The organism is Wenyingzhuangia sp. IMCC45467 (assembly GCF_054111205.1).
The window spans coordinates 352,474-374,496 of sequence record NZ_CM134196.1 but is presented as its reverse complement, the minus strand read 5'-3'; the positions used below and the strand labels follow the sequence as shown (position 1 = coordinate 374,496).

The 22,023-nt window shown below is 29.3% G+C and carries 23 protein-coding genes; all 23 read left to right on the top strand.

The window, feature by feature from the left end:
• Nucleotides 1–25: 25 nt before the first annotated feature.
• The 23 genes from ACXGQT_RS01740 to ACXGQT_RS01630 all read left to right on the top strand — a co-directional run bounded on the left by ACXGQT_RS01740 (nt 26) and on the right by ACXGQT_RS01630 (nt 21,843).
• Entirely contained in the window at nt 26–691 is a 666-nt protein-coding gene (locus ACXGQT_RS01740; RefSeq protein ID WP_457829696.1) for a hypothetical protein, read from the top strand.
• A complete protein-coding gene (locus ACXGQT_RS01735) occupies nt 688–1,209 on the top strand; it encodes a hypothetical protein (protein ID WP_303419242.1) in 522 nt (173 codons plus the stop codon). Before ACXGQT_RS01740 ends, ACXGQT_RS01735 begins: the two co-directional genes overlap by 4 nt.
• Before the next feature lie 264 nt (nt 1,210–1,473).
• Complete coding sequence (locus tag ACXGQT_RS01730) at nt 1,474–1,707, top strand: hypothetical protein (RefSeq protein ID WP_457829551.1); 234 nt, start codon at nt 1,474–1,476, stop codon at nt 1,705–1,707.
• Nucleotides 1,691–1,996, top strand: a complete 306-nt coding sequence (locus ACXGQT_RS01725) for a type II toxin-antitoxin system RelE/ParE family toxin (protein WP_167897023.1) — start codon at nt 1,691–1,693, stop codon at nt 1,994–1,996. The genes ACXGQT_RS01730 and ACXGQT_RS01725 overlap by 17 nt, the downstream gene beginning before the upstream one ends.
• Nucleotides 1,997–2,215: 219 nt before the next feature.
• Complete coding sequence (locus ACXGQT_RS01720; protein ID WP_457829695.1) at nt 2,216–3,085, top strand: hypothetical protein; 870 nt, start codon at nt 2,216–2,218, stop codon at nt 3,083–3,085.
• Nucleotides 3,086–3,313: 228 nt separating this feature from the next.
• Nucleotides 3,314–3,946, top strand: coding sequence for a porin family protein (locus tag ACXGQT_RS01715; protein ID WP_457829694.1), 633 nt, complete (start codon nt 3,314–3,316; stop codon nt 3,944–3,946).
• Between the two features lie 227 nt (nt 3,947–4,173).
• Nucleotides 4,174–5,016 (top strand): metallophosphoesterase, encoded by an 843-nt coding sequence (locus ACXGQT_RS01710; protein ID WP_457829693.1) that lies wholly within the window; start codon nt 4,174–4,176, stop codon nt 5,014–5,016.
• 1,057 nt (nt 5,017–6,073) lie between these two features.
• Nucleotides 6,074–6,436, top strand: coding sequence for a hypothetical protein (locus tag ACXGQT_RS01705; RefSeq protein ID WP_457829689.1), 363 nt, complete (start codon nt 6,074–6,076; stop codon nt 6,434–6,436).
• Nucleotides 6,437–7,421: 985 nt separating this feature from the next.
• Entirely contained in the window at nt 7,422–7,883 is a 462-nt protein-coding gene (locus ACXGQT_RS01700) for a hypothetical protein (RefSeq protein ID WP_457829692.1), read from the top strand.
• Between the two features lie 326 nt (nt 7,884–8,209).
• Nucleotides 8,210–8,767, top strand: a complete 558-nt coding sequence (locus ACXGQT_RS01695; protein WP_302885243.1) for a hypothetical protein — start codon at nt 8,210–8,212, stop codon at nt 8,765–8,767.
• Between the two features lie 216 nt (nt 8,768–8,983).
• The gene (locus ACXGQT_RS01690) at nt 8,984–9,676 is read left to right on the top strand and encodes a hypothetical protein (RefSeq protein ID WP_457829691.1); all 693 of its coding nucleotides are present in this window, start codon (nt 8,984–8,986) and stop codon (nt 9,674–9,676) included.
• 225 nt (nt 9,677–9,901) lie between these two features.
• On the top strand, nt 9,902–10,378 hold the full coding sequence (locus ACXGQT_RS01685) for a hypothetical protein (RefSeq protein ID WP_457829676.1): 477 nt from the start codon (nt 9,902–9,904) through the stop codon (nt 10,376–10,378).
• Nucleotides 10,379–10,601: 223 nt separating this feature from the next.
• Entirely contained in the window at nt 10,602–11,159 is a 558-nt protein-coding gene (locus ACXGQT_RS01680; RefSeq protein WP_457829690.1) for a hypothetical protein, read from the top strand.
• A 454-nt stretch (nt 11,160–11,613) separates the two neighbouring features.
• Nucleotides 11,614–11,976 carry a hypothetical protein gene (locus tag ACXGQT_RS01675; RefSeq protein ID WP_457829689.1) on the top strand — a complete coding sequence of 121 codons (363 nt, stop codon included), beginning with the start codon at nt 11,614–11,616 and terminating at the stop codon, nt 11,974–11,976.
• Between the two features lie 271 nt (nt 11,977–12,247).
• Nucleotides 12,248–12,541, top strand: a complete 294-nt coding sequence (locus ACXGQT_RS01670) for a hypothetical protein (protein WP_457829688.1) — start codon at nt 12,248–12,250, stop codon at nt 12,539–12,541.
• A gap of 69 nt (nt 12,542–12,610) precedes the next feature.
• Nucleotides 12,611–12,886 carry a hypothetical protein gene (locus ACXGQT_RS01665; protein WP_457829687.1) on the top strand — a complete coding sequence of 92 codons (276 nt, stop codon included), beginning with the start codon at nt 12,611–12,613 and terminating at the stop codon, nt 12,884–12,886.
• Nucleotides 12,887–13,114: 228 nt separating this feature from the next.
• The gene (locus ACXGQT_RS01660; RefSeq protein WP_457829686.1) at nt 13,115–13,606 is read left to right on the top strand and encodes a hypothetical protein; all 492 of its coding nucleotides are present in this window, start codon (nt 13,115–13,117) and stop codon (nt 13,604–13,606) included.
• Between the two features lie 881 nt (nt 13,607–14,487).
• Nucleotides 14,488–14,781, top strand: a complete 294-nt coding sequence (locus ACXGQT_RS01655; RefSeq protein ID WP_457829685.1) for a type II toxin-antitoxin system HigB family toxin — start codon at nt 14,488–14,490, stop codon at nt 14,779–14,781.
• 2 nt (nt 14,782–14,783) lie between these two features.
• The gene (locus tag ACXGQT_RS01650) at nt 14,784–15,140 is read left to right on the top strand and encodes a helix-turn-helix domain-containing protein (protein WP_457829684.1); all 357 of its coding nucleotides are present in this window, start codon (nt 14,784–14,786) and stop codon (nt 15,138–15,140) included.
• 1,656 nt (nt 15,141–16,796) lie between these two features.
• Nucleotides 16,797–17,039: a hypothetical protein gene (locus tag ACXGQT_RS01645; protein ID WP_457829683.1), complete on the top strand. Its 243-nt coding sequence runs from the start codon at nt 16,797–16,799 to the stop codon at nt 17,037–17,039.
• The gene (locus ACXGQT_RS01640; RefSeq protein WP_457829682.1) at nt 17,030–17,356 is read left to right on the top strand and encodes a type II toxin-antitoxin system RelE/ParE family toxin; all 327 of its coding nucleotides are present in this window, start codon (nt 17,030–17,032) and stop codon (nt 17,354–17,356) included. The genes ACXGQT_RS01645 and ACXGQT_RS01640 overlap by 10 nt, the downstream gene beginning before the upstream one ends.
• A 2,057-nt stretch (nt 17,357–19,413) precedes the next feature.
• Entirely contained in the window at nt 19,414–20,007 is a 594-nt protein-coding gene (locus tag ACXGQT_RS01635; protein WP_457829681.1) for a hypothetical protein, read from the top strand.
• Nucleotides 20,008–20,835: 828 nt separating this feature from the next.
• On the top strand, nt 20,836–21,843 hold the full coding sequence (locus ACXGQT_RS01630; protein WP_457829680.1) for a hypothetical protein: 1,008 nt from the start codon (nt 20,836–20,838) through the stop codon (nt 21,841–21,843).
• The last annotated feature ends 180 nt before the right edge of the window (nt 21,844–22,023 follow it).

The following is a 22,023-nucleotide window of genomic DNA, read 5'->3' as shown; positions in this document are numbered from 1 at the left end:
AAAATCGGAAAATTTAAAAAAATATATGTTTAAAGCCATCCAAGAATTAATTAACAATCCACTTATTGCATTTATAGGAGTTATTCTTTTATGGGGCCTATTTTATATTCTTTTTTTGAGAGTATTCAAATTGAAAGAAATAACTTGGATTCGATTAGAGTTTAGTTGGATTTTCGTTGGAGTATTTGGATTATTGTTTTTAGTAGCGGAAAATAGAAAAAACAGAAGTACAAATGAATTAGAGCTATACAGTAATTATGTGAAGTTTAATTTGTCTGACTTAAACATTTATTCTGAAATTCCAAATCATTGTTTAAAATATAATAATAGTGGAGTTTTACCTCAAAATGAATTTGAAATAAGACAAGCTGAACAAGACTCAGTTTGTAGCTGGATGAAGAGAATTCATCAAATTACATCGAAATCCATTGCAAACGACTATAATTCATTGCCAGATTTACCAGTTCTAAACATTACAAATTATCAGACTTCGTCAGATTACGAATATGTTTTAGTTTATTTCAATCGAATAAATGAATTAACTAAAAAAAGAGATGAATTAAGAAAAATAGTGAATGACACATTTTGGGAAGGCTATAAATATACTTTTGGTATTCTATTCTTAATTATTGCTTTTGCTATTAGATTGACATTAGTTAGTAAAAAAATTATGGACAAAAAAACGAAATGAATCAAACCTTAATTATAGCTATCTTATCACCAATTCTGTTAACAGTAGGCGGAATTATTTCATGGATTATTAAATCTAAAAAAGAAGACGTCCTTAATTCAGAGGCTAAGTCAAGAGAGTTTAAGATAGAAACTTATAAGATATTATTAGAACCCTTTATTGCAACAATGACTTTTACCTTATCAGAAAAAGTTAAACAAAGAGAAATAAATAAGCTTACAACATTGGAATATAAGAAGGCTGTATTTGATTTGACAACATTCGGGTCTGATAAAGCGATACAGATATTTAATAAAATAATGCAAACCTTTTTTCATTCAGACATTTATAAAGATGAGAATGGAGAATACACTTCTGATTATGGAAACAGATTGATTGCATTACTCAGCGAATTATTGTTGCAAATTAGAAAAGACTTATATACTAAAAAGACAAAGTTAAAACGTTCTGAAATGCTTGAATTTATGATTACAGATATGGAGCAAACGAAAGAAATTATTAACGAAATGAAGTTATAAAAACGCAGTACAACACCGGCTAAACTTCATGCGGGTTTTGTGCTAACTTCAAAGTTTTGTGTATATTTACTAGGTCGCCAAATCTTGTTGATTTGGCTTTGTGAAACCAAAAGAAACAAATCCAAACAAAAAGCTTCGGCTTAGTCCGTGTTCGAAAATCTTATCGATTTTCTTCCCGCACAAAGCCTAGCCAAACACGTTGGGTAACATTAAAAAGTAGCACCGAAAAACTATATTCAATTAGAATTTTATTACTTTTGAAATATGGAAATGAATATTCAAAATACTAAAATAGAATTAATACAGTGGTTAACAACTCTTAACGACAAATCACTGATTGAGAAAATATTAGAGCTTAGAAAATCTGAGACAGCAGATTGGTGGAATGAAATTTCTGAATCTGAAAAAAAATCTATTGAAAAAGGTATTATAGATGCTGACAATGGAAATCTAAACTCTCACTCTGAAGCTAGAAAGATATATGAAAAGTGGTTATAAGGTTGAATGGACAGATAACGCTTTAAATGAATTAAAGGAAGTTTTTGAATATTTAGAATTAAAATGGACTGAAAGAGAATCTAAAAAACTTTCTCAGAAAATTGAAACTACAGTTAAACTAATAGCTGAAAATCCTTCTTTATTTCCTCAGTCTAAACATTTAGAAGTTAGAAAAGCTGTAGTACATAAATTGAATACTATCTATTACAGAGAAAATAACAATAATAAAACTGTTCAAATATTATCTTTTTTTAGTAATCGAAAGAATCCTAATAAATTGAAAGTATAAAAACGTTACCCAACACCGGCTAAACTTCATGCGGGTTTTGTGCTTACTTCAAAGTTGTGTGTATATTTACTAAGTCGCCAAATCTTGTTGATTTGGCTTTGTGAAACCAAAGAAACAAAACCAAACAAAAAGCTTCGGCTTAGTCCGTGTTCGAAAATCTTGTCGATTTTCAACCCCGCACAAAGCCTAGCCAAAACCGTTAGGTGTAATTATAAAAAAATGACAGAAAAAATAATAGATAAAACTACTGAAATTATAAAAGAAAACCTGTCTCCTATTACCGAGAGGATCAAGAATCCTTTCGTAATCTCTTTTATCTTTTCATATATAGCTATAAATTGGAAACCAATATCCACATTTATATTCTTGAAAGTAGATATCCTAACAAAGATTGACACTATAGAAGCAAGAAACTATGAACATACTACTTGGAGTTTTTGGGGACCTTTTTGCATTGCTCTAATTTACACATTATTACTTCCTCTAATGAGAGGACTAATTAAAATTTCATCAATTATATCCGACTATATAGCAAGTCTTTCTGATGGAATCGCTATTAAACTTTTTCACAGGGAAACTATTTTAAACACTGAAAAGGAAAATATTAAAGAAAAAAATGATTTAAAAAAGAAACTTTCAGAACAAGAAAGAATAATTAAAAACTTAAGCAAAGAATTATCAGATAGTCGTGGTAGTATAGAATTATTAAATAATGAAATTAATCAAATATCTATTGAAAAAGATGATATTATGAAAGCTTATAAAGATGAAGTGAACCACTACAAACACAAACTTTCTCTTGAAACTATAGATAAAAATAGATATCGAAAAGATGCCTCTATTTATGCCCCTTCAATATACAATATGTTAAGTTTAGAACTTAAATCTGCCTTAAAAAAAATAGCTGAAACACAAAAAGAGTCACCACTAACTAATCTAACATTTGATATAGGTTTAAAAAACAAATTAATTGAAAATAGACTTATTGAAGAATCCAAAAATGAAAATGGTGAAAATATTAGTATTCAATTAACTCCTTTAGGAAATCAGATTTTACAAAAAATTAAAGATAATCCAAGCTATGATTAAAATAAAAAAATACACCTAACACCGGCTAAACTTCATGCGGGTTTTGTGCAAACTTCAAAGTTTTGTGTATATTTACTAAGTCGCCAAATCTTGTTGATTTGGCTTTGTGAAACCAAAGAAACAAATCCAAACAAAAAGCTTCGGCTTAGTCCGTGTTCGAAAATCTGGCCGATTTTCAAGCCCGCACAAAGCCTAGCCAAAACCGTTAGCAACAATAAAAAACTAAAAATGAAAATTCTAAGACTTCCGTTAATTATAATATTAATGGGAATTACATTAAAGTCAATTGGACAAAATAAATTAGGGGTTAAAGCTGGACTTAACTACACAAATAATGTAACAGTAGGTGAGTCTATTGAAAAAAACCAAAATCTATTAAGTTTTCATGGAGGAGTATTTTCTAAAATTGAATTAAACGAAAAATTTTCTTTAAACACCGAATTATTATTCTCTAGAAAAGGATTTAAAACTAAAGCAGATAAAAATGCCAATCCATCTAGTGAAGGAAAAATTCATTTTGACTATATTAACTTGCCCATTTTAATAGGGTATAAAGTTTATAAAAAAATTGAATTACAAACAGGTGCTGAATTGGGATATTTGTTATCAGCTAAAGCTAAATATGAAACTAAAGCAATTGATATTTCACAGTTTTGGGATAATGAAATTGATCTGGGAATAGCAGTTGGTTTGGAATTTCCTATCAATGAGTTTATAAGTATAAATGGAAGATATGTTCATGGATTAACTTCAGTTATCAAAGGTCCAATAACGACTATTGATGAAAATCACAACGAAATTGAAAAAGACATAAAATTTCAAAATAGAACATTTCAAATTTCGATAAAAATTATACAATAAAATTACAGTTGCTAACACCGGCTAAACTTCATGCGGGTTTTGTGCTAACTTCAAAGTTTTGTGTATATTTACTAGGTCGCCAAATCTTGTTGATTTGGCTTTGTGAAAACCAAAGAAACAAATCCAAACAAAAAGCTTCGGCTTAGTACGTGTTCGAAAATCTTGGCGATTTTCAATCCCGCACAAAGCCTAGCCAAAACCGTTGTAACTAATTTATTTGAAAAGTTTTGAAAAGAAGAAAATTTATAAAAAAAGGAATTTTTAGTGCGATTGGAATTGGACTTCTTTCTGGAATTTATTCGTGGAAAATTGAACCTTTTTGGCTTGAATTTGTGAAAGTTAAAATGCCTATTAAAAATCTTCCTGAAAATTTAGTTGGTAAAACTTTAATGCAAATTAGTGACATTCATGTTGGTAATAGATTTGATTGGAAATATATCATCGAATCTTTTGAAAAAGCCCAGAAATTGAATCCAGACATTGTAGTTTATACTGGAGATTTTGTTAGTTACGAAAATCATAAGCAATTTGAGCAGTTAACAACTGTCATGAAAAATAGTGTTAATGGAAAATTAGCTACTGTTGGTATATTAGGAAATCATGATTATGGTGAAAATTGGGCAGAAAATAATGTAGCAAACTCAATAATTGAAATATTAAATTCATCTAATATTGAAATTTTGAGAAATGAAAAAAAAAATATTCAAGGTCTTAACATTATTGGAATAGATGATTATTGGGGTACAAATTTCAATCCCGAAAAAGCAATGTCAGATATGAAAAGTAATGAAGCAAATATTGTACTTTGCCACAATCCTGATGTATGTGATCTAGACATATGGAAAGATTATAACAGTTGGATATTATCTGGACACACTCACGGAGGACAAGTTAAACCACCTTTTTTAAATCCTCCAATGCTACCTGTGAAAAACAAAAAATATTCTGCTGGAAAAATAAAATTATCGAACAACAGAACTCTTTACATAAATAGAGCTTTAGGACATTTATGGCAAGTTAGATTTAATGTTAGACCTGAAATTACATTATTTGAATTAAGTAAAATTTAAAAACTAGTTACAACAACGGCTAAAATTAATGCGGGCTTTATTTTAAACTTCAATGTTTTGTGTATATTTACTAAGTCGCCAAATCTTGTTGATTTGGCTTAGTTTAAACATAATACAAATCCAAACAAAAAGCTTCGGCTTAGTCCGTGTTCGAAAATCCGCAGATTTTCTCCCCGCACTAATCCTAGCCAAAACCGTTAACTTAAACAATCCTTGAAATTTCTGTCGAAATTTACGCGGATGTTTAAATTGAACGGTATTCATAAGTTTGAAACCAGTGCTGACTCAAAAAAAATCAAAACGAAACTTATCTTTCTCTGCTGAAAAAAGCCTTTTGTCTGCGTAAAAAATGAATTAGAAAAATCTAGTAATTGATAATTTTTCTCTAGCCGATAATGATTTGTAAACTTGTATTGCGTGTTGAAGTGTACGTGAAAATCATATAAATATTTCTTTGCTCTTTATTTGAAAAATATCTAATGAAACGAAAAGTTGTTTCACTAAGTTACGTGCTGAAATGTACGCTAAAATCGCTTCGTTGATGATTTGTCTTTAATCGATAAATATCTACCAAGCAAAACGTTGAAATTATCGTAGCAATGCGATTTTGAAGTCGTTGCGGGTATTTTGGAAACTTCTTCTATCCTAGTGAATTTTTCAGTTTGAAAAATTGCATAAGTTAACAACAGCTAAAAAACATAGCTTTTTTGTGAATGACTAAAATTGGTTTTCTATTTATTTTGTGTAGTTTTAGTCTGAAAATTAATTGCTAGCTAACTCGCTACGTTTCCTAGCTAAAACCGTTGGGCACAATGTGATAAAACGATAGAAAAATTAACAAATGTACTCTTTCATAGGATTTTGGTTATTGGTAATTCTACTCACACTATTAATTGTTGGTGGACTGATATTTCTTGGTTACTGGATTCCAAGAAAGTATGGTAAAAGAAAACTAGGAATTGGACTTGCCTTTTTTATAGCTCTGATTTTTGCGACACCCGTTTTGTCTTTTTTACTTGAAGACTATCTGTTTTTCAAATCTGACGTAACAGAAAGTTTGAATGAACACTGTATAACACTAAATGACGACTTTGAAATTGAATCTAATGAAATGACTGGTATTGGAGACTTCTACCACCGCTTTGAATTGAAAATCTCGGAAAATGACAAAAGAAGATTGATTAATTGGATTATAAAATCAGACAATTATCGAGACAGCGTAGACGAAATGTTTGACATTAGGTCTGATAAGCCAAGATATTCAGAAACAGAAAAGGAATTTGTAGTGACTTATCAAGACAAATGGAATTACGTTTATGAGTACTATAAACCAAATAAGCAAGGATATTCACCGACTTGGGACAGAATTTCAATATCTAAGAAGCAGAACGAATTGATCTATGAAAGAATATTAGATTAAAATAAAAAACACTGTGCCCAACACCGGCTAAACTTCATGCGGGTTTTGTGCAAACTTCAAAGTTTTGTGTATATTTACTAAGTCGCCAAATCTTGTTGATTTGGCTTTGTGAAACCAAAAGAAACAAATCCAAACAAAAAGCTTCGGCTTAGTACGTGTTCGAAAATCTTGTCGATTTTCTTCCCGCACAAAGCCTAGCCAAAACCGTTAACTTTAATGGTATAAAAATTCTTTGAAAAAGTTTATGAATCAGCTGGTTCAGTAGCAATAAGAATCATTTTTATTCTTTGATAAATTTCTTTAGAAACTGACTTTAAACTTTCATAGCTTGGAAGCTCAGTAACTTTCTGTAAATTTCATTTCATATTAATGTTTTCATAATCGATAATTATTCGTTTTTTATTCTTTTAAAGTAGCACTGCTCAACTTTCCGTTTAATTAAAGAATATTACTATCATTAAATAAGCTTTAAAAAGGCTGATAATGAAATATTAAAGTTTGAGAATTTATGAAACTAAAAAATTATCATTGAAAACTAAAATCATTGAAAAAATTAAAGAATAAGGAAATTTTAAAACTTGAAAAAACTAAATATTTTTTCATCTAAAACAAAAATTAAAATCATCGAAAAGCAAAAAAAGTAGCTGTGTAAAAATCTCTATTCTTTGAAAAATATTATAAAATAATCAACTCAAAGTTAACACCGGCTAAACTTCATGCGGGTTTTGTGTCAACTTCAAAGTTTTGTGTATATTTACTAAGTCGCCAAATCTTGTTGATTTGGCTTTGTGAAAACCAAAGAAACAAAACCAAACAAAAAGCTTCGGCTTAGTACGTGTTCGAAAATCTGGCCGATTTTCAACCCCGCACAAAGCCTAGCCAAAACCGTTGTAGTGCATTAAAAAATGAAGACATCTACAAAGATTAAGAATGAATTGAAAATAATTAATGATTTATTTAAAAAGACAATAAATATTTGATAATAATGAAAATAAAGCATCTTATAATTTTAGTTTGGATTATTCTCTTGATAGTATTAGGAAGTTGTATTTATTTCGTTTCTCAATTTAGCGCTGTTTATCCGCCTATTAAGGAATATAAATTTCAGTCTGATTTATCCAATATAAGAACAGCTATAATTAAAACACTTGATAATCCTGAAAAATTTGAATACAAGTTTACTGATGTTGTTGGAAATGCTCAAAATGGATTTGTCTACCATGTTGATTTTAAAATAAAAGGACCACAAATGAATTATGATTATAATATCAGTTTTTATAATGAAAATGGTAAGAACGAAATTTCAAAGATTAAGTTAATAGGAGCATTTGATAAAATTAACAAAACTGGGGGATTCAAGATTAAGGATAATGATGTACCAAGGTTAGTAAGTATTTTCGATAGTATATTTATTGTTAATTTAAAAATTAACCTGAAAAATAAGTAAAATGAAATACATAATTGGAATCATAATCTGAAAATTTATTATCTTTTAATCTGTTTTGTGCTTGAGAAAATATTGAATAAACTAAAACAATTGACTAAATAAAAACGCACTACAACACCGGCTAAACTTCATGCGGGTTTAGTTCTAACTTCAAAGTTTTGTTTATATTTACTAAGTCGCCAAATCTTGTTGATTTGGCTTTGTGAAAACCAAAGAAACAAATCCAAACAAAAAGTTTCGGCTTAGTCCGTGTTCGAAAATCTGGCCGATTTTCTTCCCGCACAAAGCCTAGCCAAAACCGTTGCCCACAATACGAAAATACTGCCGTGAAATATTTAATTCAAATTATAATTAGCTGTTTAATCCTTATTTTCGGATTCTTTGTAATTGATATGAATTCCTTTGCTAAAGGGGTAAAATTAGATGCTGAGAATAATACATTTGAAATATTACAAAAAGACTCTGTTCTAATTGTTGAAATAAAATCAATTGAAAATCAACTTGAAGGAGTTTATGAATATGAGTACGAGAACAATACTGAAGCTCTAGTCGAAAATCATTATATACAATTTGAGAAAAATAGGATAATTTACTTTGGAACGACTGATGATTTTGACCAAGCTAGAGAAGGATATTTTCCAGGTTTCTTTATGAAAGAAATTTATGACTTTAAAATTGCAGGAAACCAATTTAGCTTCTCTTTGAAAGTGAATAATAACGAATTCTTTGAGAAAGCAATAACTCCATACTTGAAACCTAATCAAAACCCAAAATGGACAATTGGAGTTAGTAGTTTCGAAAGATTTTATAAAGGGCAAATTATTGAAAACAAACTAATTATTGAAACTAATGGGTTTGAAAAAAGAGTTTTTGTAAAAAAGTAAAGTGGGCAACACCGGCTAAACTTAATGCGGGTTTAGTTCTAACTTCAAAGTTTTGTGTATATTTACTAAGTCGCCAAATCTTGTTGATTTGGCTTTGTGAAATCAAAGAAACAAAACCAAACAAAAAGCTTCGGCTTAGTTGCGTGTTCGAAAATCTTGTCGATTTTCTTCCCGCACAAAGCCTAGCCAAAACCGTTGGTAATAATTCCCCAGAAAATGAAAAAAATATTATTTCTTCTTCTTTTCTTCTTAAATAAAACATACTCACAAGTTGAATTACAAGGAGATAATCCTCTACCTCCACCTACTTGCAATGAATGGATTGAAATAGCAAAACATGAATCTAAACAAAATATTTATGTTCATAATGAAATAGGAATGGTCTATTATCAAGACAGGGAACAAGAGTATTTTATTAAACGATATTTATTTTCTAAGTATAATATTATAACAAAAAATGCTGGTTGCAATATTGATGACCCTATTATTTGTTATGTTAATGAGTCTGAAAAAATTCTAAATGAAAAATTTGGTAATAACTTTTTACTTAATGAAAGAAAAAAAGCTGAAAAATTATTTACTAACGAAAACAACAAATCAAAATATATTGATCCTTATAAAATATACAAAAATGAACTACTTCAAAGTCCTCCAAAATTTATAGGAGATGACTCTATAATTAGAAATTATTTAAAAACTATTTCTAAAAACATTTTAAACAAAGTTCCAGAACTAATAATAGATTTTAAAGGAGAAATAATCGAAATTAAATATTCAAATGAAGAACTGAAATATATTAATTTGACAAGAAGTGAAATACTAAAAAAACTAAATTCTCTTGGAGATTGGGTTCCTGGGTATATTTATGGAAAAAAAGTAAACTCTGAATTTGAAATATCATTCTTCTAATAAAAACTATTACCAACACCGGCTAAACTTAATGCGGGTTTTGTGCTTACTTCAAAGTTTTGTGTATATTTACTAAGTCGCCAAATCTTGTTGATTTGGCTTAGTTAAAAACAAAGAAACAAATCCAAACAAAAAGCTTCGGCTTAGTCCGTGTTCGAAAATCTTGTCGATTTTCAAGCCCGCACAAAGCCTAGCCAAAACCGTTGGGTGTAATTAAAAACTGAAATGGGAACACTAATTTTAATATTTACTTTTTTAATCATATTTCCATTTGTATTCTTAATTACATTTTTAATGAAAGAATATGGATTTAACAAAAGGTATTCCCAAAAAAGCAACTGGAAAATTCTACTTTATATTATAGGAATATCATTAATTTTCCCTATTTATATTTCTTTAATAACAATTTACCCACCTGACTCTGAATTAATTTCAGACTTTGAAAAAAGTACGAATATTTCATTACCAACAACAGTTAAAATAATTTCGAAAAAAGATTCCCCTGGTTTTAATGATTCTGCTAGAACTTTTACTCTTGAATTTGAAACTTTATTTGAATACAATGCTCTAAAAACAAAATTCAATAATAATTACGGAACGAAAATACATTCATCATCCTATACTTTAAAAAAGAAATACAGTATTTTGTATATTGAATTTAATGACGAAAATAAAACTGTAACCTTTGAGTCTTTTGAATAATTGAAAAAACTACACCCAACACCGGCTAAACTTCATGCGGGTTTGGTGCTAACTTCAAAGTTTTGTGTATATTTACTAAGTCACCAAATCTTGTTGATTTGGCTTAGTTAAAACCAAAAGAAACAAATCCAAACAAAAAGCTTCGGCTTAGTACGTGTTCGAAAATCTGGCCGATTTTCAATCCCGCACAAAGCCTAGCCAAAACCGTTGTACTCAAGCTTTAATGAAGAATAATTTTGAAATATATAATGACGAATTAAACGTATATGTTCACTTAACTGTGAATTCAAGTAAAGTCGGAAAAATTATTCTTACATTTTTTGTCTCTTTACTTGTTGGAATACTTTTCTATATACCATTCACAATCCCTGAAGAAAATATATCTGAATTCATTTTTCCTTTATTAATATTCGGAATAATCGTCTTTGCATTTCCTGTAAGATATTTACTTTGGAATCTATTTGGAAAAGAGAATTTAATAATAAACACGAAATCCATAAGTTACAATAGAGAATATGGAATTTTCAAATCAAATCTTAAAACTCTTAATCATAATAGACTTGCAACTGCATTTGAATGGTCGAGAACATTTGATAATGTTGAATATGGAAATATAATTTTTGAAAAATTAAATGATAAAACAGATTTACCTGAACACCTTTATACAACATCTGTTGCGTTGACAATTGAAGATATTAAAATAATAGAAAATGAAATTAGTAAATTATATGAAAATAAAATGACTGACGAATATAACTTTCATCCTATTTCATTAAACTAATCAGCCAAAGTACAACACCGGCTAAACTTCATGCGGGTTCTGTGCTTTCTCAAAGTTTTGTGTATATTTACTAAGTCGCCAAATCTTGTTGATTTGGCTTCGTGAAATCAAAGAAACAAATCCAAACAAAAAGCTTCGGCTTAGTTGCGTGTTCGAAAATCTGGCCGATTTTCTTCCCGCACAAAGCCTAGCCAAAACCGTTGGGCACAATGTGATAAAACGATAGAAAAATTAACAAATGTACTCTTTCATAGGATTTTGGTTATTGGTAATTCTACTCACACTATTAATTGTTGGTGGACTGATATTTCTTGGTTACTGGATTCCAAGAAAGTATGGTAAAAGAAAACTAGGAATTGGACTTGCCTTTTTTATAGCTCTGATTTTTGCGACACCCGTTTTGTCTTTTTTACTTGAAGACTATCTGTTTTTCAAATCTGACGTAACAGAAAGTTTGAATGAACACTGTATAACACTAAATGACGACTTTGAAATTGAATCTAATGAAATGACTGGTATTGGAGACTTCTACCACCGCTTTGAATTGAAAATCTCGGAAAATGACAAAAGAAGATTGATTAATTGGATTATAAAATCAGACAATTATCGAGACAGCGTAGACGAAATGTTTGACATTAGGTCTGATAAGCCAAGATATTCAGAAACAGAAAAGGAATTTGTAGTGACTTATCAAGACAAATGGAATTACGTTTATGAGTACTATAAACCAAATAAGCAAGGATATTCACCGACTTGGGACAGAATTTCAATATCTAAGAAGCAGAACGAATTGATCTATGAAAGAATATTAGATTAAAATAAAAAACACTGTGCCCAACACCGGCTAAACTTCATGCGGGTTTTGTGCAAACTTCAAAGTTTTGTGTATATTTACTAAGTCGCCAAATCTTGTTGATTTGGCTTTGTGAAACCAAAAGAAACAAATCCAAACAAAAAGCTTCGGCTTAGTACGTGTTCGAAAATCTTGGCGATTTTCTTCCCGCACAAAGCCTAGCCAAAACCGTTGGCAAATATTTGAAAATGAAAACTTTATATATATTTTTAATTAAATTATATTTCGAAAATTAATGAAAAACAATCATAGAAATTTAAAAAAAGAAATTTTAATTTTTACGATTAGTCTTTTTGTAGTTGTTTCATTTATAGTTGTATTATATAAAACATACCAATACAAAGATTATGAAAGTTGGAACAATAAAAAGATTATTGAAGTTGATGCTCTTGTTGTTGATAAAGAAATTGGAGGAGGAAAAGGATTACTACATTCGGTAATAAAATATACTATTAACGATACAATATATAAAACTAAAATATCTGGTTATCATACTATTGGAGAAAGGTTAATGATTGAATGTGAATAGAATAATTATAAAAATATTCGTATTCGAAAACTTCCTTTTTTTTTAGATTCTGAAGATTGTGGTTATGTATTGGGAAAAATAACTAAAGTTGAAAAAGGAGAAATCTATTTTACTTATTGGAACGACAATAAACCTATTGAGTATAAACACTCTATTTTTGGAGAGTTTTCAAAAAAACTTTTACCTATAAATAAAAAGAAATTATATGTAGTTCAGTTTTTAAAAAAGAATCCTAAAAGATCATTAATTCACTTAGATAAACCTGTAAATTATACTAACTATTGGTGGAAATATAATGTAAATAATAATGGAGAAATCTATAAATTAGAAAATGAAAAACATTAGCCAACACCGGCTAAACTTCATGCGGGTTTTGTGCTTACTTCAAAGTTTTGTGTATATTTACTGGGTCGCCAAATCTTGTTGATTTGGCTTTGTGAAACCAAAGAAACAAATCCAAACAAAAAGCTTCGGCTTAGTACGTGTTCGAAAATCTGGTCGATTTTCTTCCCGCACAAAGCCTAGCCAAACACGTTGGGCAAAACTTAAAATTTCAGCAGCTAAAAAAATATAATGAAAGAAAAACTTGAAAAATTTAGTGACGAAAAATTAATTGATATCGTTAAAAACTATATTCAATATGGATATTCAGAAAACTTACGAAATGAAACCATTGAAATACTTCAAAAAAGAGGAATTACAAAAGAAATGTTATCACTTCAAGGAAATTTAAATAACTTGAAATATAATGATTCTGAAAGTCTTTATAATGAGTTTTTAAAGTTTTCGAAAATTACATTTATTACATATCTAGCTATCCTTTTTTTGAATATTTTTAATTCTATAATTCCATTCACAAGTGTACTAATACTCTTATGTTTAATTCTGTACTTTGTATTCTTAATAAAATCATTTATTTCACAAGAAAAATTTTATAAATCGATACAAAAAGAACGAAATAATATTGAACCGTTTATTTATTTTTTCTTAGGAATGCCTTTATATTTTTTAATGTATTTTTATTATAGAAACTTAATGAAATCTGAATTAAAAAACATCCGATAAAAAGCATTGCCCAACACCGGCTAAACTTCATGCGGGTTTTGTGCTTACTTCAAAGTTTTGTGTATATTTACTAAGTCGCCAAATCTTGTTGATTTGGCTTTGTGAAAACAAAGAAACAAAACCAAACAAAAAGCTTCGGCTTAGTACGTTCTCGAAAATCTTGTCGATTTTCAAGCCCGCACAAAGCCTAGCCAAAACCGTTAACTTAAACAACTACAAAAATTTCGGTCGAAATTTACGCAGTTATTTAAATTGAACGGTATTTTAAGTATTTAAAACCAATTCTGACTCGGGAATTTTAAAACGAAACATTTCTTTTAGCTGAAAAAAAATACATTTTCTTCGTGTAAAAAGTAATTGAAATAATCCACTCCTTGATAATTTTTCTCTAGTTGATAATGATTTAAGAATACGTATTGCGTACTGAATTATATGTGAAAATAATCCAATATTTACTTTTTTTAACTATTTGAAAAAAATTCTATAAAACGAAAAATGGTGTCATAAAATTACGTTCTGAACTGTACGCTAAAAACACTTCGTTGATAATTTGTCTTTAATCGATAAAAATTGACAAACAGAACGTTGAATTTATCGTAGAAACGCAATTTTAAAGTTGTTACGTGGATTTTTGGAAACTTCTTCTCTCCTATTTAGCTTTTCGGTTTGAAAAGTCGCATAAGTTAACAACAGCTAAAAAACATAGCTAAATTTGTGTTTGCCCAAAGTTGGTTTTCTATTTATTTTGTGTAGTTTTAGTCTGAAAAGTAATCGGCTAGCTAACTCGCTACGTTTCCTAGCTAAAACCGTTGTCAAACATTATCTGAAAAAAATCCCAATACGGTAACTTTTTTCTTATATTTGCAGAAAATAAGATTATAGTGAGAGTAATTTCTAAGAAAATTTTACGAGACTTTTGGACTAAACATGCAGATTCAGAAGAACAATTAAAAGCCTGGTTTCGTGAAACTGAAAAAGCAAAATGGATTAATATTAATGATTTAAAATCTGAATATCCAAGTGCTAGTATATTGAAAGACAACAGAATTGTATTCAATATTAAAGGAAATAACTATAGGCTGATTGTGAAATTTAATTTTGAATATCAAATTTCATGGATAAGATTTATAGGAACTCATGCTGAATACGATAAAATTAACGCTAACGAAATTTAATTATGGATATATCACCTATCAGAAACGAAAAAGATTATCAAAAAGCTCTTGAAAGACTTGAGTTAATTTTTGATGCTAAAAAAGATTCTAAAGAAGGAGACGAATTAGAAATATTATCAATGTTAATTGACAAATATGAAAATGAAGTTTATCCTATTGGGATGCCAGATCCTATTGAAGCCATAAAATTTAGAATGGAACAAATGGGTATGAAACAAAAAGACTTGGCAGAAGTTATGGGGTTTAAAAGCAGAGTAAGTGAAATATTAAATAAGAAAAGAAAATTAACTCTTGAAATGATTCGAAAATTAAGCTTGACTCTTCATATACCTACTGAAGTATTAATTCAAGATTATTAAATAAAAAACGTTAGGCAACACTGGCTAAACTTCATGCGGGTTTTATGCAAACTTCAAAGTTTTGTGTACATTTACTAAGTCGCCAAATCTTGTTGATTTGGCTTTGTGAAAACCAAAAGAAACAAATCCAAACAAAAAGCTTCGGCTTAGTTGCGTGTTCGAAAATCTAGGCGATTTTCTTCCCGCACAAAGCCTAGCCAAAACCGTTGTACTCAAGCTTTAATGAAGAATAATTTTGAAATATATAATGACGAATTAAACGTATATGTTCACTTAACTGTGAATTCAAGTAAAGTCGGAAAAATTATTCTTGCACTTTTCGTCTCTTTACTTGTTGGAATACTTTTCTATATACCATTCACAATCCCTGAAGAAAATACATCTGAATTCATTTTTCCTTTATTAATATTCGGAATAATCGTCTTTGCATTTCCTGTAAGATATTTACTTTGGAAAAGAGAATTTAATAATAAACACGAAATCCATAAGTTACAATAGAGAATATGGAATTTTCAAATCAAATCTTAAAACTCTTAATCATAATAGACTTGCAACTGCATTTGAATGGTCGAGAACATTTGATAATGTTGAATATGGAAATATAATTTTTGAAAAATTAAATGATAAAACCGATTTACCTGAACACCTTTATACAACATCTGTTGCGTTGACAATTGAAGATATTAAAATAATAGAAAATGAAATTAGTAAATTATATGAAAATAAAATGACTGACGAATATAACTTTCATCCTATTTCATTAAACTAATCAGCCAAAGTACAACACCGGCTAAACTTCATGCGGGTTTTGTGCTTACTTCAAAGTTTTGTGTATATTTACTAAATCGCCAAATCTTGTTGATTTGGCTTCGTGAAAACCAAAGAAACAAAACCAAACAAAAAGCTTCGGCTTAGTTGCGTGTTCGAAAATCTGGTCGATTTTCAAGCCCGCACAAAGCCTAGCCAAAACCGTTAACTTAAACAATCCTTGAAATTTCTGTCGAAATTTACGCGGATGTTTAAATTGAACGGTATTCATAAGTTTGAAACCAGTGCTCACTCAAAAAAAATCAAAACGAAACTTATCTTTCTCTGCTGAAAAAAGCCTTTTGTCTGCGTAAAAAATGAATTGGAAAAACTTCAGTAATTGATAATTTTTCTCTAGCCGATAATGATTTGTAAACTTGTATTACGTGTTGAAGTGTACGTGAAAATCATATAAATATTTCTTTGCTCTTTATTTGAAAAATATCTAATGAAACGAAAAGTTGTTTCACTAAGTTAAGTGCTGAAATGTACGCTAAAATCGCTTCGTTGATAATTTGTCTTTAATCGATGAATATTTACAAGCAAAACGTTGAAACTATCATAGCAATGCGATTTTGAAGTCGTTGCGGGTATTTTGGAAACTTCTTCTATCCTAGTGAATTTTTCAGTTTGAAAAATTGCATAAGTTAACAACAGCTAAAAAACATAGCTTTTTTGTGAATGACTAAAGTTGGTTTTCTATTTATTTTGTGTAGTTTTAGTCTGAAAATTAATTGCTAGTCAACTCGCTACGTTTCCTAGCTAAAACCGTTGGCTAAAAGCAAAAACTACATTGAAAATATTTCTTTAAGGTGAGAATTTCTTACCTTTGATGAAAAGATGTTTAATATGGACTTACAATCACGAAAAATAGAATTTATTCAAGAGTTTCTGAAAATTCAGAGTGAAGAAGCTATCTCTAAACTTGAAAAAATATTAAGAAAAGAAAAAGCATCTAATATTTCCGAAAACATCAAACCTATGTCTATAGAACAATTCAATGAAAGAATTAATAAATCTATGGAAGATTCTAAAAACGGAAGAGTAATTGAAACAAGTCAATTGAAAGCTAAAATTGAAAAATGGGCTTAAAAATTTATTGGACTGAGTTTGCTGAAACTGAACTTGAAGAAATTTTCAAACACTACAAAGAAAAAGCTGGTATAAGAGTAGCTAAGAAACTAGTAAATGGTATTTTGAATGAGCCTAAAATTCTTGAAAACAATTATGAAATAGGTCAACGAGAAGAGTTATTAATTCATCGAAAAGAAAACTTTAGATATATAATTTACAAAAGCTATAAAATAATATATCATTTTAATAAATCTGAAAATAGAATTGATATAAACGACGTTTTTGACACTCGACAATATCCATTAAAAATTAAAAGAAACGACAAAAGCCATTAGCCAACACCGGCTAAACTTCATGCGGGTTCTGTGCTTACTTCAAAGTTTTGTGTATATTTACTAGGTCGCCAAATCTTGTTGATTTGGCTTTGTGAAACCAAAAGAAACAAATCCAAACAAAAAGCTTCGGCTTAGTACAGGTTCGAAAATCTTGCCGATTTTCTTCCCGCACAAAGCCTAGCCAAAACCGTTAGTTTAAACAACCACGAAAATTTCTGGTCGAAATTTACGCAGTTATTTAAATCGAACGGTAATCATAAGTTTGAAACCAGTGCTGACTCAAAAAAAATCAAAACGAAACTTATCTTTCTCAGCTGAAAAAAACCTTTGTTTACTTAAAAAATGAATTTGGGAAAATCCAGTAATTGATAATTTTTCTCTAGCCGATAATGATTTGAAAACTTGTGTTACGTGTTAAAGTGTACGTAAAAATTAAACAATATTTTCTTCTCTAATTATTTGAAAAATACTTGTAGAAAATGAAGAACTTTATAGAATTACGTGCTGAAATGTACGCTAAAATCACTTCGTTGATAATTTGTCTTTAACCGATAAATATCTACAAGCAAAACGTTGAAATTATCGTAGCAACTCAAGATGAAAATCGTTGCGGATAATTGGGAAACTTATTTTCTCCTAATGAACTTTTAAATATGAAATAGTTGCATAAACTAACAACAGCTAAAAAACATAGCTTTTTTGTGCTTAATCAAAGTTGGTTTTCTGTTTATTTTGTGTAGTTTTAGTCTGAAAATTAATTGCTAGTTTACTCGCTACGTTTCCTTGCTAAAACCGTTAGCCTAAACAGGAAATTTCGGTCGAAATTTCCGCAGATAAATTAATTCTTAACTTTTCTTTAAACATTTTGAAACCAATTCTCACGCAAAAAAAACAAGTTGAAAACTTTTCTGTAAACCGATAATTTATTGACTTTCTTAAAGAAAATTATTTGTTAAAAAATGTACTTTTTTGTGGCTGAGAATTATTGACTTTTCTCTGTGAGTAAAAAAAGCAACGTGCCGAATTGTGCATGAAAAAAGTGAATAAATTATTATTCATAATTCTTTGAGAGAAAATATATAAAAATAAAAATGGTGTTAAAAGTTACGTGCTGAACTGTACGCTAAATTGTTTCATTGATACTTTTCTTTAACCGATAAATATTTACAAGCAAAACGTTGAATTTTATCGTAACAACGCGATTTGAAAAGCAGTAACGCTGAAAATAATAAGGATAATGCATTTTTTCAATAAACATTTTAATGGCTGAAAAACTGCATAGGCTAACAACAGCTAAAAAACATAGCTTTTTTATGCTTTCACTAAGTTGGTTTTCTTTTTATTTTCTGTAGTTTTAAGTATGAAAATTAATCGGCTAGTTTAACGCTTCGTTTCCTAGCTAAAACCGTTGTGTAACACAGAACAGTAGCAACGGGTTCGAAGTTTTGAAAGCTTATTTTATTGAGAAATTTATCTAAATTTGAAAAATTTACTTCACTCCTATTTGAAAGAAAGTAACAACGCGAAATTGAAAAGTAGGAACGCTGAATAAAAAGTAACAATGTTGAATTTCAAGCATAAACGTGAGAAACTTGAATGCTGAAAAAAGTGAAACCTGAGAAAAAAGTAGCAATGCTGAATTGAGCGGAAAACGTGAATAATTTTCACTAAAAACTGTAGAAAATTAAGTGCGTGTTTGAATTTATCGTAGTTGCAAAAAAGGTTATATTTTGCTTAGTTGAAACATTTTATTATCTGAAAAAGTCTGTACTTGAGTTTATTGTAGTTGTTAAAAAATAGGATTTTTATTAGTTGAAGCATTTTTTTAAGTCTGAAAAACTGCATTACACAACACCGGCTAAACTTCATGCGGGTTTTATGCTTACTCCAAAGTTTTGTGTATATTTACTAAGTCGCCAAATCTTGTTGATTTGGCTTTGTGAAACCAAAAGAAACAAAACCAAACAAAAAGCTTCGGCTTAGTACGTGTCTGAAAATCTTGTCGATTTTCAACCCCGCACAAAGCCTAGCCAAAACCGTTACCACACATTTGAAAAATGACAGCGTTTATAGTATTTATAATTATTGGATTCAACTTAATTCCAGAGCTGACAAAAAAAAGATTTCCTAAAACGGAAAAACTAATCAAACGAATATTGATTTATGTAACGGTTACGTTTGTAATTCTGATAATATTGTCATTTAGCGGACTAAAACTCAAAGGAATTTACTCAAACTTAATAATTGGACTGATTTTTATTCTGACAAGCCTTTTATATTTTGCAATTACGAAAAACACAACTCGAAAAATAGTTACTATTGTGGCTTTAATCCCATTGATTTTATTGAGTGCCTATTTTCAAGTTTTTAACGAAAATTTAGCTCGCTACAAAGTGACCAAAAACCTTAATATAGTTATAAGTCGTGAAGGATTTTTAGCGTGTGGAGAAATAATAAGATTGACAACGCCAAAGTTTTTGATATTTGACAAAGAACTGATTTATGACAGTAACCAATGTTTGCGAGGAATTTATAAAATAGAAACTATTGAGTTTGATGAAAAACGAGCTGAATTTTTAATTTATCATAATGGAGATATGGATTCTGAAAACCCTTATGATTACGAAATTGAAAATAAAAACGTGTGGTAACACCGGCTAAAATTAATGCGGGCTATGGTTTAAACTTTAATGTTTTGTGTATATTTACTATGTCGCCAAATCTTGTTGATTTGGCTTAGATTAACTAAATAATACAAATCCAAACAAAAAGCTTCGGCTTAGTGCATGTTCGAAAATCCGCAGATTTTCTCCCCGCACTAATCCTAGCCAAACCCGTTGTGTAACACAGAACAGTAGCAACGGGTTCGAAGTTTTGAAAGCTTATTTTATTGAGAAATTTATCTAAATTTGAAAAATTTACTTCACTCCTATTTGAAAGAAAGTAACAACGCGAAATTGAAAAGTAGGAACGCTGAATAAAAAGTAACAATGTTGAATTTCAAGCATAAACGTGAGAAACTTGAATGCTGAAAAAAGTGAAACCTGAGAAAAAAGTAGCAATGCTGAATTGAGCGGAAAACGTAAATATTTTCACTAAAAACTGTGGAAAATTAAGTGCGTGTTTGAATTTATCGTAGTTGCAAAAAAAGTAATATTTTGCTTAATTGAAACATTTTATTATCTGAAAAAGTCTGTACTTGAATTTATCGTAGTTATTAAAAAATAGGATTTTTATTAGTTGAAGCATTTTTTTAAGTTTGAAAAACTGCATTACACAACACCGGCTAAACTTCATGCGGGTTTTGTACTAACTTCAAAGTTTTGTGTATATTTACTAAGTCGCCAAATCTTGTTGATTTGGCTTTGTGAAACCAAAAAAAACAAAACCAAACAAAAAGCTTCGGCTTAGTCCGTGTTCGAAAATCTTGTCGATTTTCTTCCCGCACAAAGCCTAGCCAAAACCGTTACCCTACATTTATGAAAAAAACCGAAGAAAAGAAAATTGCAGCGGCATTTCAAAAATGTAAATTAAAAGCGATTAATGAAATAAACACTTGTTTTCATCCTGAATGTAATGAAAAATCTATAAACTCACACATACTTCAGAAAAATGGAATTTTATCAACATTAGAAAAAGATAGACACGTAATGGAAATGGGAATTGATCCATTTAAAAGTGAAATTCATTATTTTAACAAAGTTGGAATAAATAAAGCATATTCATTTAAATGTTTTTGTAATCCACATGATACTAACTTATTCAAAAACATAGAAACTGATAAAATTGACTTTACTAAATATTCTAATTTAATTCTTTTCACTTTGAGAACAATATACAATGAGAAATTTAGGAAATTAGTCAACATCCGAATGAGAGAATTTTTAATCATGGAACATTCTGATTTATTCAATACTGTTTTTCTCACTGGGCAAAATGAACAAGAAAAACTCGGATTATCCGATATTGAAAAAGTTGAAAATGTTATATGGAATGATATTAATAATAAAACTCAAAGTTTTGTATTCTTAACAAGAGAAGTTAGCCACATTGATTTATGTCTATCATCCTTTTATAATTATGAAACCTCGATAGAACTTCAGAATTATATAAAACAACATGGAAAAGATAAAGAAGATGTTAGTGATATTTTTATAAATGTATTTCCATACAAAGGAAAAACAACAGTTATTATGGGGTATCAAAAAGTCCATGAAAAAGAAGTGAAAAGTTATGTTAATACAATAATGAAAGAAAATGAAAAGAGGTTTTTTAGAAAGCTGACAAACTTATTAATGTTCCAATGTGAAACTTGGGTTACTTCTGAAAAATTTTATAAAATTAGAATTAAAAATTGTGAAGAATATTTTGGAATGGCTGCTGAATATTCAAATAATAATTTAAATGAAAGACAATTTTTCTTAATAAATTTATTTGAAGAGAATTTTTGTGGATTAATGAAAAAATGGAAGAAAAACGTAGGGTAACACCGGCTAAACTTCATGCGGGTTTAGTTTTAACTTCAAAGTTTTGTGTATATTTACTAAGTCGCCAAATCTTGTTGATTTGGCTTTGTGAAAACCAAAGAAACAAATCCAAACAAAAAGCTTCGGCTTAGTCCGTGTTCGAAAATCTTGCCGATTTTCTTCCCGCACAAAGCCTAGCCA